Raw genomic sequence first — 18,429 nt, 5'->3', positions numbered from 1 at the left:
AGATCTTCCTCCTTCCAGTGTGATAACTTCCGGCTCGATTATCGGGAGAACAGGGGATAGGGACATGCTGGAACAGCGGATTCGCGGCCTTTTCGTCGGGGTGAACTTCTACGCAGACGAATCGAACTTTCGTTCGCTTAACTATGCAGCCAAGGACGCGAAGGCTCTGCACGCCCTGTTCATGGACAACTTCACCGGCGAGCCAAATCTAGTGCTGGACGCGGAAGCTACCAAGGAAAAAATCCTGACAGAAATACGACACCTCGCGCGCGACTCTACAAGCGACGAAATCGTTGTAATCACGTTTTCCGGACATGGCTCCACAAGTGGTGAATTAGTACCCCATGATGCGAATATCGCCGATATGTTCGGTTCTGCGATTCCCATAGAGCACTTCGTCGAGGAGGTATCCAAGATCACTGCCCGGCTCGTCCTCGTCATTCTGGACTGCTGCTTTGTCGGTGGGGAGCTCGCTAAGGCAGTCTCGCGGCGGGCAGACAGGGACGGGGCGAGGGCTGGAAGGCCGAATGTCGAGCGGGTGTTGGGAAGGATCACCGGTCGAGGGCGCCTAGTGCTGGCTGCCTCAGGCGAGGGGCAGATCGCGTATGAGGGCAGGGGCGCCAACCACGGGTTACTCACTCACTACTTCATCCAAGGCCTGCTCGGCGAGGGTGTCCCGGTGCATCGGGATGAAATCTCGCTGCTGCAGGTGGCCTCGTCGGTCATGAGGAGGGTTTCAGCGCATCCCGGTCTGCCGAGGGGGACCGAGCAGAACCCGACGCTGAGTGCACAGACCGACGACGTACGAATCCCCAGGCTCATAAAGGGCCCCAGGTACAACGATCTGATGCGGGACACAGCCCAGCAAGCGGCCACACCCGCGTTGAGCAGCCTAGCCAAGCTCGGCATCCCCGAGCCGGTGATCGCCATGTGGAAAGCACGGATGCCGAAGCTCAACAGGCTCCAGCTCGAAGCCGTCAACGTGGGCGAGCTGTTCAGTGGCCAGAATCTCGTGGTCAGCGCCCCCACCTCATCGGGCAAGACGATGATCGGCGAGATGGCCGCATTCCGCTCGGTCGCCCAGGGGCGTCGCGCGGTCTTCCTGTTGCCGACCCGGGCCCTCGTCAACGAACAGTACGAGCGCTTCGTCAAGGACTACCAGGCGGTCGGCATCAGAACGGTTCGCGCCACCGGCGAACTGCGTGACCAGGTGCGTGAGCTACTGGCCGGGGAGTTCGACCTGGCAGTCTGCACCTACGAGAAGTTCATCGGCCTCCTGCACACGCGCCCTGATCTGCTCTCCCGCATCGACGTCCTCGTCGTCGACGAGATTCAGTCGATCATGCTTCCTGATCGCGGGCCGCAACTAGAGGTCCTCCTCACCTGGGCACGCCCCCGCCTAGACCGGGAAGGCGCGCTACAGGTAATCGGGTTGACCACCTCGATCAAGGGATGTGGCGAGCTGGCGGAATGGCTCGGTGCTGCGTTGGTGGCAAGCGAGGAGCGACCGACTCCACTCCGCGAAGGCGTGGTGTGGCCAGGAGGCGGATTCCTCTCGATCGGTGAGGACGGAAAGCAGCAACGCGAACTCCTCCCGTACCTCAGCGGCACCGATAGGGACAACCTGGTCATCCGTCTCGTCGAGCACTTGGCCAGCGTTGAGCGGAACAGCCAGATTATCGCCTTCCGCAGCACACGCAGAGGCGCCCGGAACCTCGCGCGAGACCTGGCAGGCCGCCTTGGTCTTGCACCGGCCGAGACGACACTCGCCGCACTCCCCCGCGGAGACGAAGGCAAACTCGACGAGCAGCTACGTGACTGCCTTCGCGGCGGCGTTGCCTTCCACTACTCCGATCTCGACGAGGACGTGCGCCGCTTGATCGAGGGAACCTACCGGAGCACGAACAGCGAAATCCGCGTGCTCGTCGCCACCACCACACTCGCCCAGGGAGTAAATCTTCCCGCGGACGCTGTGATCGTCTGCGAGGTGGAGCATCCTGGCGGCCGACGCTATTCCGTGTCCGAATACGAGAACATGGCGGGCCGCGCGGGGCGAACTGGGTGGAAGGCGGAGGGATGGGCGTACATCGTCGCGGCCAACGAACACGACGCCCTCAGAAAACTCGAGAGATACATCCAGGCTGAGTCCGAGTCCCTCCGCTCCGCGATGCGGGACGATATCCAAGATCTGCGTGACACGATCCTGTCGATCACCGCGGGTCCCAGCAGCCGACCCGTCGATGTCCGTGATTTCCTGAAGGCCACGTTCGCCTCCTTCCAGACCGGCGGTGACGCAATGGCCTTCCCCTTTTCCGAGGAGCGAATCGAAGCTGCTCTGACCAGTCTGCGCGAAGCCGGCTTGGTGCGCACAGCCGGATCTGGCCTCGCTCTCACGCAACTCGGCGCCATCTCCGCGCGCACTGGGTTGAGCGCCGAATCGGTTATCATCCTCGCCGAAGCCCTTGCGAACGTGCCCCTGGACGCGATGAACAGGATGACACTCATTTGCACGGCACAGCTCGCAAAGGAGTTGGAGGACAAGCGATTCGAGGCATCTCCGAACGGTCGTCCGGAAATACTGCGGAAACTGGTGAAGGACATCCGCGACAAGCGAGTCGCCGATACGACTTTGAAACGTATGTCGATCGAATCCGGAGAAGGCGATTCCTATATCTCCCGGGCCCGGCGGAGCGTGGGTTGTTTCATGTGGACTCAAGGTGTACCCCTCGCTCAGATCGAGCAGAGGATCAGCCTGATCTCACCCTATAAGAATGTACACACCCACCCCGTACGGCAGGCAGCTCAGCGCGCGGCCGATTTCATGAACGCCGTCATCGAGATCGCGATGTGCGTAAATCCAGCCGCCGACTTGGGGACACTGCCGGAGACCCTGCCCATGCAACTGGAACAAGGCATCCTAGGAGGTCTGGTTCCCATCGCCCAGGCATCGGAGGTGCGATTGCCGCGGGTCGCCTACCTGGGACTCACCCGCGACGGCTTCACCTCGGTGGACAGAGTCCTGACTGCAGACCTCGCGGCGCTCAGGACCTGCCTGGAGGACGACGATGCGCTGCTCCAGAGCGTATTGACGGCCGCAGAGCGGGCCAAGGAAGCAATGGAGCATGAAGCCAAGTTGGATGGTCAGATGCCGCCGACAGACAACTGATGGCTGGTTATGCGCGATCACGCCATGCAAGACCGTAAGAACGATTGGACTCCAATCCGGCGAAGGCGACTGTAATCTCGCTTTCTTCGTTGAGCTGGACCAGATTGTCGCAACGCAAGGGGTCACCCACTTCAAGCGGCAACTCATTGTCGACGACCCACAGCCGACCCGGACGGCACGAGGCGGCGAAACGAACGGTGAGCTCGAAGCGGGCACACGGGTACCGCGGAGTGCAGACGTAGAAGGGCATCGTTCCGCCGTTTATCACGACCTTTATCTCCATCTTATGGCGCTCTTGTTGCTGCAGCGGTTGCGACAGCTGTACCCGAAGACCGGTTCTGGTGGTAGATAACCTTTCCTGGGTCAGCAGGGTGCCGCCATGAAGCACCTCGATGTCGAACTCGGCCCCGCATGGATCCGCCAGAGAGTAAGAATGGTCGATGTCGATCAGGTCGTCGCGGCAGCTGACTATGCCGCGTTCCTCCACTATCTCCACCTGTGAAGGTGTGATCAGGACGATGGCTCTCAGCCACTCAAGCTGCCAGGGCCTGTCACCAGAGATGTGCCGTCCAGCCGGGGGCGCGGTCGTGATCTCATTCGCCAGGTGCTCGAGCGCACTGTCGAGCCGACGGTAGACGGTACGCGGATGGCAACCCAGCGTGCGGGAGACGTGTCTCACCCGTCGTTCGAGCCGCCATCCGCTACCGCATTCCAGGGCGAGCCCCCACCTGCTCAGCTCCGCCGCAGTCTGCGGCAGCCTCGCCGTCATGCGGAGGAGTAAGGAATGGATCTTTCTGCTCTGTTCGTTGGGCGCGTCATCGGACGTCACCCCCGCGCACCAGCTCAACACCGGTCCGATCCGTTGCGCGACGTTCGGGTCGCCGAAAGCGAAGCCCTTGCGCAGTATCTTCAGTTCCCGGATTACGTCAACCGCTGTGACGTCCATCTGTCACCTCGATGATCTGACCGGATGGCTGCAGCCATGAGCGGATTCTCGCCTCTCCGATCACGGTCGGTTCCAGGGGCTGCTGGAGGGAGTCGGCTCGCGCCCACTCCGCGAGTGCTTCGTGGAGGCGTTCGGAGGCCGCGGCGACGTTTCCCAGCCCGGTAAGCGCCCGAACGGTCTCGTAGCGGCTGCCGCAATCCTCGGCCAGTTGCCGAGCCTGTTGGTAGTAGCCGGCAGCGGCGTCGAAGGCGCCCCAATTGAAGTAGGCCCAGGCGATGCAATTGAGCGACATCACGATGTCCAGGGGAAGATCGAGTCGCTGGAACTCGGTCAGGGCCTCCTGGCCGTGTTCCAGAGCGTCTCGATAGTGTGCGAGTTCTGTCTCGGCCAAGACGATGGCACGGAGAGTGATCGCGGCGTTCCGCAGATTGCCCAGTCTTCGGTAGGCGGTCAGGACCAGGCGCAGTTCGCGTAGTGCGCTCTCGTAATCGCCCAAGTACAAGGAGGCCCAGGCGAGGTTGGATAGGGCGCTCGTCTGTCCGTGCTCGTCCCCCAGGCGTCGGAAGAGTTCCAGGGCCTCTTGGTAATGGCCGACCGCTAAGGCGACGTCGCCCCGGTCGACGTGCGCGATGCCGAGACTGTTCAGCGCAGCCGCCAGGACGTCGTCCGCACCAGCCGCACGCGCAGACCTGACTGCGGCCTGATGCGTCTCGATCCACTGTGCCCAGAGCTTGGTGACGAAGAAGTAGTCGCGCAACGCGAAGGCGAGTTGCCAACACCTACGGTGGAACCCTCGTACAGTAGCCGTCTTGCACAGCTCGACCAGGGTGTACCACTCTGTCTCGAACCAGTCCAGCGCCCGGGTGCGGTCGGTGATCTCGGTCCGCAGGTGAGCGGATGTCTCGGTGGTCAGCGGCCGGTGGCGCTGCGGATCGATGAGCCTTCCGCATGCTTCGGCGCGTGTCAGGTTGTGGTCGAGGAGCCGCGACAAGGCAGCGTCGCGTTCCGCTACCGCCAGACCGGGAAGGGCCTTGCCGCACGCGAACTCGCGCAAAAGGTCGTGCATGACAACGCGGTCTGCGGTCTCGTAGGACACGAGATTGGCTGCGCAGAGGCGGTCCAAGGAGTTGCGTGCCTGGCCAAGGACGACACCTGAGAGAGCGAAGATGCTGGAGAGCGGGATCTCGCGCTTGGGGTACAGCGCGAGAAGCGCGAAGAGCCGGCGATCAGCCTCCCTCAATTCGTCAAAGGACATCGCGAAGGCACCAGCGATGCTGCGATCTCCGTCGTCGATGGCATCGACGCGGGACATGCCCTCGGCGAAGCCCTCTGCGAACGCTTGGAGGGTCCACTGGGCGTTTAGGCCGAAGCGCGCGGCGGTAATACGGAGGGCGAGCGGGAGCCGCCCACAGTAAGCGACAATGTTGGCCAGCAGCGGAGCCGCCGCTCCCTCCGCCCGATGTCCGGCTATCGCGCGGAAGAGCTGGGCCGCCTCTTCCTGGGGCAGCTCCGCAAGGGGGATATACATAGCCTCGTCGAGGCTGGTCAACCGGTTGCGGCTGGTGACGATCACACGGCAGCTCGGCTCGGCCGGTAATAGTGCCTTCACCTGGCTGACGCTTCTCACATTGTCGAAGATGATCAACATCCGTCTGCCTTGCGAGCGGCTCTGATAGAGCGCTATGCGGCCCGCGCGGTCACCTGGAATGTCCTCGCTGTGCACATTGAGCAGCCTGAGCAGAGTACCAAGCGCGTCGTACTCGCTGAGTTCGGAGACGCCCGGGGTGTGCGCGCCGAAGTCGAGCTGGAGCGTGCCGTCGGCGAAGGAGCAAGCAGACTCCCACGCGGCCTTTAGAGCGAGAGCGGTCTTTCCGATTCCGGCCATTCCGGTGACCAGGCAGATGTTCACGCCGCTCTTGCCGTGAAGGAAGGATGACAGCTGGGCCAGCTCCCTGAAACGTCCCACGAACCACTGTGTGGAGGCGGGCAGGCAGATCAGTTCTTGCGCGGGACGGCGGGCCGGAGGCGGAATCAGGGACATCAGCGCGCCACCCGCTTCCAGCGCTTCGTCCAGTTGCCGTGCCAGGTCAGGGTTGATCGAGACTCTACCTGTCTCCATCCTGCTGATGTAACTCTTGTGACAGCCGACTGCCCTCGCAAGCTCTGCCTGCGTCCTTTCCTTCGCATGACGAAGACGTTGCAGCTCAGGACCGAATTGAATGGAGGGTTTCGCCATGACTTCATGATGCCCTATCTGTCGCAGTCTCTGTCGAAAGAACGGCGTTCTAGCCGGCATGCAACCGGACGAAGCTTGCCGATCAACCGCGCGTACCCTGCCTAAACGATGTGATCATCTGTCGAACGAATGTGTGTGCATTGTGCATACACCTCCCGGCCACGGTAAGTCCAAGTGCTTTCGTAAGCACTGTGACCTCATAGGCGGAAGCAAGTAAAGGAGTTTCTTGAAGTAGCTTTCTTGGAAACTGGAAACCCGCTTCTACCAGCGGAAGTTTCGTAACTCGTGGACAGATGGAAACGCCAGATGAGATCCGCGAGCAGCCCTCACGGTCGAACAGCGCCTCGTGGCACGTGCCCGGAGATTTCCTTTCTTCGCGCCCCTCTGCCCTGCGGCCCGGGCTTTGCCCGACATCCAGAGACGTGGCGGCAGTCTCCGACGGGTAGAGGGGACATACGCGGGATGATCTTTCAGCCGATACGGGCCACGGGAAGCATTCGCCCAGGTCACAGCACGAGATCCAGCCGTACAACAACCCCACTCCTAAAGCGGGTGCCGCAGGTTCGAATCCTGCCGGGGGCACTCACCTAGATAGGCATTTTCGGCCCCTGACCTGCGGTTTCTCAACCGCGGGTCGTTTGCTTTGTGAACCTTGGTAGGCAGCCGGCGGTGCCCGCATGCAGCCATAAGACCATGATCAGGGGAGATAAACGGGATGATCTTAGCAACACTTCCCCAGGTCAAACCCCGATTCTAGGCCATCCGGGCCTCCGACAACCCGCTGCAATCGGCTGGCCATCAGATTAACGCAGCCTGTGATCGTGCCAAATACCTGCGTACACTCCGGGCTTTGGTGCATACTTACCTGCCCAGTACGCGGGGCCGCTCTGGCAACAACGGTGGCCGCCAGAACCCAGCCGGCCGAGATCAGCCCGCACGAGAGCCACTGCGTCACTCCTGCTGAGCAAGCCGCTCCCCGCTCGCCCTGGCGACGGCCTGGTGCAGCGTGCTGGCGAGATCGAGCTGCCCTCACTGGCCGCGAAGTTCGGCGATCAGCTTTGACCCGGCGAAAATCGCTGAGCGGATGTCGGCGCCAGTGGCGGGCCTGAGCGCCGCCACTCGCGCGCAGGTGGAGGCCCACCACAAGCTCCTCGCCGTACACGTGGAGGCCGAACGCGTCAAAGAGGCACTGCGAGCCACGTCCGCCCGGCGCGACTCCGGCGTCTGCCAAAACGGGTCGGTGGCGGCGGCGAGCGCCGCCACGAGCATGACCAGCCCGAGTGCGGCCACGATCTACCCGCCCGAGGGAGCACCAGGTAACGAGCCGCGGCGCAGCAGTCGACGGTGCCTGTCTTCATGATGCTCGCTCGCGCTTGGTGCCCCACAGTCGGCACTCGCCTCCTGAGTCAGTCGAGGATCACGTAGGGGTGCGGCGGCTCACCGGGGAAGATCAGCGGCGCGTACGGCACCGGGTTCTCGACCACCGGGATCGGTTGGTCAGTTGGGATCAACCGGTCCGCTACCACGTCGCCGTGGTGGTCGACGGTGCCGAAGCAGTAGCCCCGCTCGCGGGCGGCGTCGATGAGCAGAGCCAACCCACCGTTCGTACCCCGGCCGGCCGGGGTGTCGTACGGGCCGTCGTGAAGCGAGATGATCGCGCCCGGGTGCAGCTGTTCGACGATGGCGTCGCTGATCTCCTGCGGCGTACGGTCCGGCACCCAGTCGTCGGTGCCGATGCGGGTCATGTAGGCCGTGTAGCCCATGTCCGCGACGATCTGTCGGACCTGCGCGTTCGCGGCGCCGAACGGCGGACGGATGCCCTTGAACGAGATCGGGGCGCCGACGGCGGCGAACGTGGCCTCCGCGGCCGTGATTTCGCGACGGACGCCGTCGGGACCCTCGCTGGCCAGCACCTCATTGAGGTTCGCATGGCTGTAGGTGTGGTTGAGCAGCTTGTGTCCCTCAGCCAGTTGGAACCGAGCGAATTGCGGGTTCGCCTTGACCCGGGTGCCGGTGTCCATGAACACGCCGGTCACCTGCTTCTCGCGGAGGATCCGCAGTGTCTCCGTCCGGTAGTGCGACGGGCCGTCGTCGAACTGGATGGCCAGCCGGCGGTCGCAGGAGTTCGGGACGGACGTGTCGCGCGGTCCGCCGACGTGGGTGCGGGCGGCGGCCGAGACGATGCGGGCCTGTTCCGGTCTGCTGAGCAGGCCGGCGGCGACGAACTCGTCGGCGGCGGCGCGGACGGCGGACACAAAGGCACCGTGGGTGGCGAATGGCTCCCGCTCCCAGACGCGGTCCAGCAGGGTGCAGCCGTCTGGGCCCTCGGGGTTGGTGATGCCGGTGTCGACGCGCGGCGGGCCGAACCAGACCGTGCCCTCCGAGGACCAGCCGTTCGGGCATCCGTTGGACGCGGCGCCCGCGGCCGAAGACATGCTCCTCGTGGCGGTGGTCGCCGTCGTGGCGGTCGTCGTGGCCCGGCTGATCGGCCCCGGAGCAATGGGCGTCGGAGTGATGATCTTGTAGGGCTCCGGCGGCAGCCCCCCGCCGAACATCAGCGGCAGGTACGGCACCGCGTTAACGACAGACGGGATCGCCTCACCGCTCGAGACGTACCGGTCGGCGACGATCGCGCCCGTGCTGTCGAACGTGCCGAAGCACAGCCCGGCCGCCCGGATGTCGTCGATGATCTGCGGCAGGGCCTTCATTAGCTCCCGTCCGGCGACGGTGTCGATGGGGCCGTCGTGCAGGAAGACGTTCCGCCGTCCGTCGGCGATGCCCGCGGCGATGTCGGCCCGCAGCTGCTCGGCCGACCGGTCCGGCAGCCAGTCTGCCGCGTCGATGTCGCCGCCGATGACTGTGAAGCCGAGCTGCGCCAGCTCGGCCCTGACCTGCGCGTTGGCCGCGAGGAAGGGCGGGCGCATGCCGGCGAACGGCCGCTCGACCCTGGCCCGGTCCAGCGCCTTCTCGGTGGCCCGCAGCTCGGCCCGCAGCCTCGGCAGGGTGACCTCGTTGAGGTTGGGGTGCTCGTAGGTGTGGTTGAGTACGAGATGACCCTCGCGCCGCTCGAATTCCGCAAGCTGCGAGTTGGCGTCGATGCGCATGCCCACGTCGAAAAACGTCGCCGGGACCTGCTTCTCGCGCAAGATCGCCAGCGTCCGGGCGCGGTAGAACGACGGGCCGTCATCGAACGTCAGCGCCACCCGATCGGTGCAGGTGTTCGTGAACGAGTCGTCGGCCGGACCGCCGACGGCGGAGCGGGCGGCAGCCGAGCGGATAGTGCGCGCCTCGCCCGCGTCGAGCAGGCCGAGGCGGCGGAACTCGCGCGTGGCACGGTCGACGGTGGCAACGAACTGGCCGTGGGTGTCGAACGGCTCCGCCCGCCAGACGACGTCGAGCAGCGTGCAGCCGTCGTCGCGCCGGGGGTTGAGGATGCCGGTGTCGACGCGTGGCGGGCCGAACCAGACCGTGGTCTCGGTGGACCAGCCGGCTGGGCAGACATCGGCCGCGGTCACCGCTGATCCTGGCGACCCGCTTGACGGATCCACGTCGGATGAGGCCTTCGACGGGTCGGCGCCGGGTGCGGCCACTGCCGTCCTGACCAGCGTGCCGGAGGCCTCGGCGGGCACGGCCACAATCATGCCGATCAGCGCGCTGGCGACCACCACCCCCAGCACTCGCGCCGCCGGGAATCGTCCCGTCACTGTCCTGGCCATGGCCACTCCTTCGGGAGGTCAGCGGGCATGCCGAGCGAGATCTGCTCAGAACGAATCGAAATGCTGAGCAGATTGTTGATCCCTGTGAAGGTACTCGTGACACATCGTCATCGGAACCCTTCAAGGCCGGGAATGAACCACTTTCTTATCGTGGTGATACTGAACTCTCGACAAGGTCAGATCGCCGCGGCGGCGGCCAGCGCTCCCGCGACGGCCGCTCGAGTCCCAAATGTGCTGGCCCTGACCTGCAACGACTCGCCCTCGGTGACGGCCAGCCAGCGCCGGGCGGCGGCCAGCGTCTCCGGCCGCGAGCCGATCCCGCCGCCCAGCACGAACGTCGCCGGATCGACGATCGCCCGGACCGCCCGCAGCGCCAGCGCCAGCATCCGGCCCAACTCGTCCAGCGCCTGCGCGGCCGCCTCGTCACCGCCTGCCGCGGTCGCGAACACCTCCGCCGCCGGGCGCCGCCTGCCGGTCAGCTCGTGGTAACGACGCTCGATGCCACGGCCGCTGACCTGCTGCTCCAGTGGTCCGTGCACGAGGTTGGCCGGATCGAACGGGTCCGCACCGAACGGCAGGTCGGCCACCTCGCCGGCCAGGCCGCGGCTGCCCGCGTACATCCGGCCACCCAGCACCAGGCCGAGCCCGACCCCGGTCCCGACCGCAACGAACGCGAGGTCGCCGCCGTCTTCCGGCCGCCAGACGTGCTCGCCCCAGGCGGCCAGGTTCGCGTCGTTGTGCACCAGGGGCCGGATGCCCAGACGGGCCTCGAGGTCGGTGGTCACGTCCATCCGGTCCCAACCCGGGATGTTGGGCGCGTGCCCGAAGGTGCCGGTGACCGGATCCGGGGCGCCGGGGCAGCCGACGGCGACCCGCGTCGGTCGCCCCCCGCCGCCCGCTGCCGACGTCAGCGATGCCACAAGTCGGGCGATCTGGCTGGTCACGGCCGTGCCGCCGCGTGGATCGGTGTGCTCGACACGATCCAGCAGCCGGTGCCGGGCGGGGTCGTATAGCACCGCGTGCAGCTTGGTGCCGCCCAGGTCGACGCCTACCACCGGCTCTCCGAGGAACGCCTCGTCGGGCAGGGCCGGCCCGGCGCTGCCCGACGGCAGCCAGCCGGCCTCGGCGAGGGCCAGTCGCAGCGGGCCGGTACGGTCAGTTCCGGGCACAGGCGGCCTCTCCCGTCTTGATCGGGCTCGGGGACGGTTACAGTATCAGCCTGATAGAAAACTCAGGGGAGCAGTCATGTCCGGTCCGACCTCCTCGACGGCCAACGCTGGCACCGTCTCGCGGGTGAACCAGACCGCAATTCTCGACGTGCTGCGGCAGCACGGGCCGCTGTCGCGGCAGGAGATCGGTGCCCGCACCGGTCTCAGCCCCGCTACCGTGAACCGGCTGGCCGGTCAGTTGCAGCGCAAGGGCCTGGTTATCGCCGACGGGCTCCAGCCGTCCACCGGCGGGCGGCCGTCGATCCTGCTGCGCTACAGCGGCCGGGCCCACCTCGTGTCGGTGGTCCATGTGGGCGCCACCCGCACCGAGGGCGCGCTGGTCGACTTCGACGGCGTCATCGTCCACCGGGTCCGGCGTCCCGTGGTCCCCGATGTGCTGCACGCCGCCGACCGCGCGACCATCCGCCTGGAGGAGGCGCTGTCCGTCGCCGCCGAGCTGGGTGACGCCGCCGGGGAGCGGAGCCAGGCCAGCCAGGCCGTGGGGGTCGCCGTCCCGGGCGTCGTCGACGGCGCCGACGGGCGCGTGACCTGGGCGCCCGCACTCGACTGGCGCGAGGTGCCGGTCGGCTCGCTGCTGCACGACCGCACCGGCCTGCCCGTCGTGGTCGAGAACGACGCCAACGTGCTGGCCGTCGGCGAGCACCACCGCGGTGCCGGCCAGGGCGTCCAGGACCTCGTTGCCGTCGTGTTGGGCACCGGCATCGGCGTCGGCATCGTCACCGGCGGCCGGCTGCATCGGGGTTCGCGGGCGGCGGCTGGCGAGATCGGCTACATGCTGCTGGACCGCTCGTCGCTGGCCCGGCTGTTCCCCGGGTTCGGCGACCTGGAAAGCCGGGTCGGGTCGGCCGGGCTGACCCGGCAGGCCCGCGAGCGCGGCATCGGCGCGCCCGGGGATCGGCCGCTCACCGCCGCCGACGTGTTCGACCTGGTCAGAAGCGGCAGCTCGGAGGCGCGGGCGCTGCTGGAGGAGACGCTCGACTACGTCGCGCTGGCCGTCGCCAACCTGTGCACGGTCCTGGACCCGGAGCTGGTCATCGTCGGTGGTGAGATGGGCGGCGCGGCCGATCTCATCACGCCCGGCCTGCGTGACCGGCTCGTCGGCAAGATCCCGCACGTGCCGCGGCTGGCCGCGTCCGTGCTTGGCGGCGACGCCGCGATCGTCGGCGCCGCAGAGCTGGCCGCGCGCCTGGTGAGCGAGTCCGCCTACGTCCAGGCCATTCCCTGACACCGGACCCTCATGGCGGGAAAGATCGCGCCGAACGGTAGACGGTACCCCCGACGGTGGGGCACCATTGGGCCCACTTATTGCTCGTGCTGGACATAAAGTCACCTGAGAAAGGGTGTGGTCCTCATGCCGAGACCGAGTCGAGGGTGGCGGGCAGGTGCTGTGGCCGGCGCTCTGGTCGTCCTCCTGACAGCCTGCAGCTCGGGCGACGGCGGCAGCGGTGCCGAGGCCGGCGGCCGGCCGTACACCATAGGGTTGAGCAACGGCTTCGTCGGCAGCGAGTGGCGCACTCAGATGGTCGAGGGCCTGAAGACGGCGTTCGCCGATTACCAGGACGAGGGCGTCGTCGACGAGCTGGTCATCGAGAGCGCCGACACCGACGTCAACGGCCAGATCCAGCAGATCCGCAACCTCATCAACCGCGACGTCGACGCGATCATCGTCAACCCGAATTCGGAGACCGCCCTGGACGCCGTCTTCCGTGAGGCGACACAGCAGGGCATTAAGATGTTCGCCATCGATCAGGCGGTCACTTCCAAGGATGTCACGAACGTCGTCATCGACCAGGCCGAGTGGGCCCGCATCTCCGCCGAATGGCTGGCCGGGCAGGTGGGCAAGGGCGGCGACATCGTCGTCGTCAACGGCATCGCCGGCCACCCGGCCAACGAGACGCGCTGGGGCGCCGCAAAAGAGGTCTTCGCCAAGGCCGGCGTCAACGTGCTCACCGTCGCCGACGGCAACTGGGATCAGGCCACCGGGCAGCAGGTGATGACGAACCTGCTGGCCACCTACCCCGACGTGGACGGCGTCTGGACGCAGGACGGCATGGCTGAGGGCGTGTTCCGCGCCGTCCAGGCGGCCGGCCGCCTGGACCGGATCACGATCTCCGGAGAGGCCCGAGTCGGGTTCATGCGACTGTGGGACAAGGCACGGGCGAACGGCTTCGAGAGCATCGGCGTCGTGAACCCGCCCGGTGGCGCCGTGTCGGCGTTGCACATGGCCGTCAACGTGCTCGACGGCCGGAAGTTCCCCGCCGGCAAGATCAACGGCAACACCGTCCACATCCCGATCCCGTACACCGTGGACGAGGCCGCCTTCGACAAGTACTGGGGCGAGGCCCGCGGCAAGGGAGACGCGTACTGCCTGGACGGCTCGCTGACCCGCGAGCAGGCCGCGGAATTCTTCCAGTGAGCACGCTGCTGGAGATGACGGGCGTCCGCAAGCGGTACGGCGGCGTCCAGGCGCTCGACGGTGCGAGCCTCATCGCGGTTGGCGGTGAGGTGCACGCCCTGCTCGGCCCGAACGGCTCTGGTAAGAGCACGCTGGACAAGACGCTGGCTGGCACCGTCGTCCCCGACTCCGGCGAGATCCGGATCGACGGCGCCGAGGCGCGCATCCGAGGCCCGCGCGGCGCGCACGCCCTTGGCATCGCCGCCGTCCACCAGCAGCTGAGCCTCGTCCCCGACCTGACGGTGACGCAGAACGTGGTACTCGGGCTGGAACCGGCTCGCCGGTGGGGCTTCCTCGACCACCGCGCCGCCCGCGAGTGTGCCGCCGCCGCGCTGGAACGGTTCGCCGCCGCGTTCTCCGGGCGGCTGCCGCTGGACCGGCCGGCCGGCTCGCTCGGGCCCGGCGAGCGGCAGATCGTCGAGGTCGCCAAGGCGCTGGCCCGCGAGCCCCGGGTCCTCGTGCTCGACGAGGCCACCGCGTCCCTGCACAAGGAGCAGGTCGAGGTGCTGTTCGACGTGGTCCGCGAGCTGCGCGCAGCCGGCGTGCTGGTGGTGTTCACCTCACACCGGCTGGATGAGGTGTTCGCACTCTGCGACCGCGCCACGGTGCTGCGCAACGGCCGTACCGTGGGCACGGTCGAACTGGCGGCCACCGACGAGGACGAACTGGTCCGGCTCATGGTCGGTGACGCGCCGCACCGGGTGCCTCGTGCGGCGGGAGCGAACCGAGCAGCGGCGACGGCGGCGACTCTCGAGGTGCGCGGGCTCACCACCGACCGGCTGCGCGACGTCGGCTTCACCGCCTGCGCCGGTGAGGTGCTGGGGCTCGGCGGGCTGCAGGGGCAGGGCCAGTCCGACCTGCTGCTCGCGCTGTTCGGCGCCGCCCGCGTCACCGTGGGGGAGGCGCTGCTGGACGGCCGGCCGCTGCCGCTGACCTCGGCGGCCAGGGCGGCCGGCGCCGGAGTCGCCCTGGTGCCCGGCGACCGCGACCGGCAGGGCATGTTCGCGTCGCGGCCGATCCAGGAGAACCTCTCGCTGGCCAGCATGCACCGCCGAGCGCGGATGAAGCTCGCGCTCGGCGCCGCGACCGAGCGGCGCGCAGCCCGGTCGATGATCGAGCGGCTGCAGATCAAGATCGGCTCGTTGGCCGACCCGGTCTCCACGCTGTCCGGCGGCAACCAGCAGAAGATCGTCATCGGCAAGTGGCTGCTCGACCGGCCGCGGGTCGTGCTGCTGGACGATCCCACCAAGGGCGTCGATGTCGCCGCGAGGGAGGAGATCTACGCGATCGTACGCGGCCTGGCCGACGACGGCGCCGTCGTCATCCTCAACTCCAGCGACAACCGCGAGCTGATAGAGCTGAGCGACCGCGTGCTGGTGCTCTTCGAGGGAGCCGTCGTTGAGGAGCTGAGCGCGACGGCGATCACGGAGGACCGGCTGGTGTCCAGCGCGCTGCGGCTCGCCCCGGGAGAGTCGCTGTGAAGAAGGTCCGCCTGCCCGGCGTCCAGCTGTCCGGCGTCGCGACGGTCGCGATGCTGGTGGTGGCCGTCGTCGTCAACTCGGCGCTGCAACCGAACTTCTGGGGCGGCTACGCGCTGACCTCGAACTTCGCGACATTCGTGCCGCTGGTGGCGATCGCCGTCGGGCAAACGGTCGTGGTGTTGAGCGGCGGCATCGACCTCTCGCTGGGCGCGCAGGTCACGCTGGCCAGCGTCGTCGCCGTCCAGGTCGTAGACGGGGAGCTTGACCGGTTCCCGCTGGCCGCGGCCACCGCGCTGGGCGTCGGGCTGGCCTGCGGCGCGCTGAACGGGATGGTGGTCGCGTTGTTACGGCTGCAGCCGATCGTCGCGACGTTCGCGACCAGCTTCGTGTTCTCCGGGCTGGCGCTGGTGGTGCTGCCGACTCCCGGCGGCTCAGTGCCGTTGGAGGTCACGGCGGCGTATCGCGACTCCGTGCTCGGGGTGCCGGTCGCGCTGCTGGCGATCCTTCTGCTCGCGCTGCTCTGGTGGGTGCTGCGCCGGCACCGCGTGATGCGGCACATCTACGCCGTCGGTGGTGACGCCGACGCCGCGTACGCCTCGCTGGTGCCGGTCGCCCCCACGCGGGTCTGGGCGTACGTGCTGGGCGGGCTGTTCGCGGCGCTGTCGGCGCTGGCGATCCTGGCCAACACGGGCTCCGGCGACCCGTTCGTCGGCAACGAGCTGACGCTCGCTTCGGTGGCCGCGGTGGTCCTCGGCGGGACGGCGCTGGCGGGCGGGCGAGGCGGGGCGGGCGGGTCGATCATCGGCGCCATCGTCCTCGCGCTGGTCACGAACATCGTGTTCTTCGCCGACGTGCCGACGGCGTACCGGCAGCTGGTCAACGGGGGCGTGATCATCCTCGCACTGGCCCTGGCCGGCATCCCGGCGTTGCAGAAGAGGAGGCCGGCGGCATGAGTGCACCGACCGTGGAGGCGCCTCGACGGACCCTCGCCTGGCGGCCCGGGCCGGTGGCACTGGCAGGCGCGATCGCCGTCGTCCTGATGATCGCCGGCGAGATCGTCTCGCCCGGGTTCGCCGGGTACGGGCAGCTGGTCAACCTCATGCGGGTAGCGGCCTTCCTCGGCATCATCGCGATCGGCCAGACCATCGTGATCATCGCCGGTGGCGGCGGCGTCGACCTGTCGGTCGGCAAGGTGGCGACGTTCGCGGCCATCATCGGGTCACGGGTGATGGCCGGTGACGATGGCGGCATCGTGCCGGCCGTGACCCTGGCGCTGCTGGTCGCCGCGGCGATCGGGCTGGTCAACGGGCTGGGCGTCACGCTGCTGCGGATCCCGCCGTTCGTCATGACGCTGGGCATGATCGGCGTTGTGCAGGGCCTGATCCTCGCCTACACCGGAGGGCAGGCCAGCGGCCGGGCGGCGCCGGCGCTCACGTCGCTGGTCAACGGCCGGATGATCGCCGACCTGCCAGGGCTGCTGTTCCTGTGGCTGCTGCTCGGCCTGCTCGCCGTCTGGCTGCTGCGCCGCACCACGTTCGGCTGGAACCTGTTCGCCGTTGGGGCCAACCGATCCGCCGCGGAGCTGACCGGCGTCCGGGTCAACCGCACGCTGATCCTGGCGTACGTGCTGTCCGCGACGTTCGCCGGGCTGGCCGGCCTCCTGCTGCTCGGATACACCGAGTCGGTCTTCCTCGACCTCGCCGACCAGTACATGCTGCCGTCGGTGGCGGCCGTCGTCATCGGCGGGACGCTGCTGGCCGGCGGCATCGGCGGCTACGCCGGCACCGCGGTCGGCGCGATCGTGCTGACCGTCCTGCAGGGTCTGCTCACCACGCTGGACATCGGCGGCGCCGGGCGCACCGTCGTCAACGGCGTCGTCCTGCTCGTCCTGCTGTCGCTCTACGGGCGGCAGCGACGCCTTCGGAGTTAAGGGGTCCCACCATGGAGAACAGCGAACGGCTCGGAGTCGGCATCGTCGGCGCAGGATTCATGGCAAACTTCCACGTCACCTCGTGGACCGGCGTCCGCGACGCCGACGTCGTCGCCGTCCAGAGCCCGCGGGCCGAGAGCGCGCAGGCGCTGGCCGAGCGCTGCCGCGAGCTGCGGGTCGGCGACGCGCATGCCTACACCGGCCTGCGCGAGCTGGTTCGCGACCCGCGGGTCGACGCTGTCTGGGTGGTGGCGCCGAACCACGCCCGGCTGGCCGTCGTCGAGACCATCGCCGAGGAGGTGACGTCCGGGCGCGCGTCCCTCGTCGGTGTCGCCGTCGAGAAGCCGCTCGGCCGCAACCTGGCCGAGGCCCGCCGGGTTGCGGAGCTGGTCGAGAGCGCCGAGCTGCTGCACGCGTACCTGGAGAACCAGGTGTACGCGCCCGCCCTCACCCGGGGCCACGAACTGCTCTGGGCCCGGGGCGCCGCATCGGCCGGGACGCCGTACCTCGCCCGGTGCGCCGAGGAGCACAGCGGCCCGCACGCCGCCTGGTTCTGGGACGGTACGCGGCAGGGCGGCGGCGTGCTCAGCGACATGATGTGCCACTCGATCGAGGCGGGCCGGTACCTGCTGACGCCGCCCGGCGTGGACCAGTCGGCCTGGCTCACCCCGGTGTCGGTGAGCGCGCAGATCGCCTCACTGAAGTGGTCCCGCAAGCGGCACGCCGCGCAGCTGGCCGTGCGGTACGGCGGTGCCGTCGACTACACCCGGCAGCCGGCCGAGGATTACGCCCACGCGACCATCACGTTCCGCAACGGCGACGGCGATGAGGCGGTTGTCGAGGCGACCACGTCGTGGAGCTACGTTGGGCCCGGGCTGCGGCTGACATTCGAACTGCTCGGGCCGGAGTACTCGATGAGCGCCAGCACGCTGAACACCGAGGCGCAGCTGTTTCTCAGCCGGGAGATCCGCTCCCCCGAGGGCGAGGACCTGGTCGAGAAGCAGGGTGCGGAGCAGGGCCTGCTGCCGATCGTGTCCGACGAGGCCCTGACCTACGGGTACACGGCGGAGAACCGGGCGGTGGCCGCGGACTTCCTGGCCCGGCGACAGCCGCGAGAGAACCTGAAGCACGGTGTCGAGGTCAGCGAGCTGATGATGGCCGCGTACCTGTCCGCCGAGAAGGGGGAGACGGTGCGCTTCCCGGTGGCCGGCCTGGACACGTTCGTGCCGCAGGTGGCCCAGGGAACGTGGCGGCCCGGTCCGGCATGAAT

Annotated in this window: 11 protein-coding genes; 7 read left to right on the top strand and 4 right to left on the bottom strand. The window is 67.7% G+C overall.

Annotation, left to right across the window (positions count from 1 at the left end):
- Positions 1-64: 64 nt before the first annotated feature.
- The gene (locus AB0J69_RS31120) at positions 65-3,166 is read left to right on the top strand and encodes a DEAD/DEAH box helicase (RefSeq protein ID WP_364124267.1); all 3,102 of its coding nucleotides are present in this window, start codon (positions 65-67) and stop codon (positions 3,164-3,166) included.
- Positions 3,167-3,173: 7 nt separating this feature from the next.
- Here AB0J69_RS31120 and AB0J69_RS31115 read toward each other — a convergent pair whose 3' ends face one another.
- The 4 genes from AB0J69_RS31115 to AB0J69_RS31100 all read right to left on the bottom strand — a co-directional run bounded on the left by AB0J69_RS31115 (position 3,174) and on the right by AB0J69_RS31100 (position 11,233).
- The gene (locus AB0J69_RS31115) at positions 3,174-4,112 is read right to left on the bottom strand and encodes a hypothetical protein (RefSeq protein WP_364124264.1); all 939 of its coding nucleotides are present in this window, start codon (positions 4,110-4,112) and stop codon (positions 3,174-3,176) included.
- Complete coding sequence (locus tag AB0J69_RS31110) at positions 4,093-6,348, bottom strand: helix-turn-helix domain-containing protein (protein WP_364124262.1); 2,256 nt, start codon at positions 6,346-6,348, stop codon at positions 4,093-4,095. Before AB0J69_RS31110 ends, AB0J69_RS31115 begins: the two co-directional genes overlap by 20 nt.
- Before the next feature lie 1,406 nt (positions 6,349-7,754).
- Positions 7,755-10,064, bottom strand: coding sequence for a polysaccharide deacetylase family protein (locus AB0J69_RS31105; protein ID WP_364124259.1), 2,310 nt, complete (start codon positions 10,062-10,064; stop codon positions 7,755-7,757).
- 176 nt (positions 10,065-10,240) lie between these two features.
- Positions 10,241-11,233: an ROK family protein gene (locus AB0J69_RS31100; protein ID WP_364124256.1), complete on the bottom strand. Its 993-nt coding sequence runs from the start codon at positions 11,231-11,233 to the stop codon at positions 10,241-10,243.
- Positions 11,234-11,309: 76 nt separating this feature from the next.
- Here AB0J69_RS31100 and AB0J69_RS31095 point away from each other — a divergent pair, with 76 nt between their 5' ends.
- The 6 genes from AB0J69_RS31095 to AB0J69_RS31070 all read left to right on the top strand — a co-directional run bounded on the left by AB0J69_RS31095 (position 11,310) and on the right by AB0J69_RS31070 (position 18,427).
- Positions 11,310-12,518: an ROK family transcriptional regulator gene (locus tag AB0J69_RS31095; RefSeq protein WP_364124253.1), complete on the top strand. Its 1,209-nt coding sequence runs from the start codon at positions 11,310-11,312 to the stop codon at positions 12,516-12,518.
- 162 nt (positions 12,519-12,680) lie between these two features.
- Positions 12,681-13,709 (top strand): ABC transporter substrate-binding protein, encoded by a 1,029-nt coding sequence (locus AB0J69_RS31090; RefSeq protein WP_364124250.1) that lies wholly within the window; start codon positions 12,681-12,683, stop codon positions 13,707-13,709.
- Entirely contained in the window at positions 13,706-15,229 is a 1,524-nt protein-coding gene (locus AB0J69_RS31085) for a sugar ABC transporter ATP-binding protein (RefSeq protein WP_364124247.1), read from the top strand. The genes AB0J69_RS31090 and AB0J69_RS31085 overlap by 4 nt, the downstream gene beginning before the upstream one ends.
- Positions 15,226-16,182, top strand: coding sequence for an ABC transporter permease (locus tag AB0J69_RS31080; RefSeq protein ID WP_364124244.1), 957 nt, complete (start codon positions 15,226-15,228; stop codon positions 16,180-16,182). Before AB0J69_RS31085 ends, AB0J69_RS31080 begins: the two co-directional genes overlap by 4 nt.
- A complete protein-coding gene (locus tag AB0J69_RS31075; protein ID WP_364124241.1) occupies positions 16,179-17,159 on the top strand; it encodes an ABC transporter permease in 981 nt (326 codons plus the stop codon). Before AB0J69_RS31080 ends, AB0J69_RS31075 begins: the two co-directional genes overlap by 4 nt.
- 11 nt (positions 17,160-17,170) lie before the next feature.
- Positions 17,171-18,427 carry a Gfo/Idh/MocA family oxidoreductase gene (locus AB0J69_RS31070; protein WP_364124238.1) on the top strand — a complete coding sequence of 419 codons (1,257 nt, stop codon included), beginning with the start codon at positions 17,171-17,173 and terminating at the stop codon, positions 18,425-18,427.
- Positions 18,428-18,429 lie beyond the last annotated feature (2 nt).

The organism is Nonomuraea sp. NPDC049709 (assembly GCF_040674815.1).
GTDB lineage: Bacteria > Actinomycetota > Actinomycetes > Streptosporangiales > Streptosporangiaceae > Nonomuraea.
This window is presented reverse-complemented; position numbering and strand designations above follow the sequence as displayed.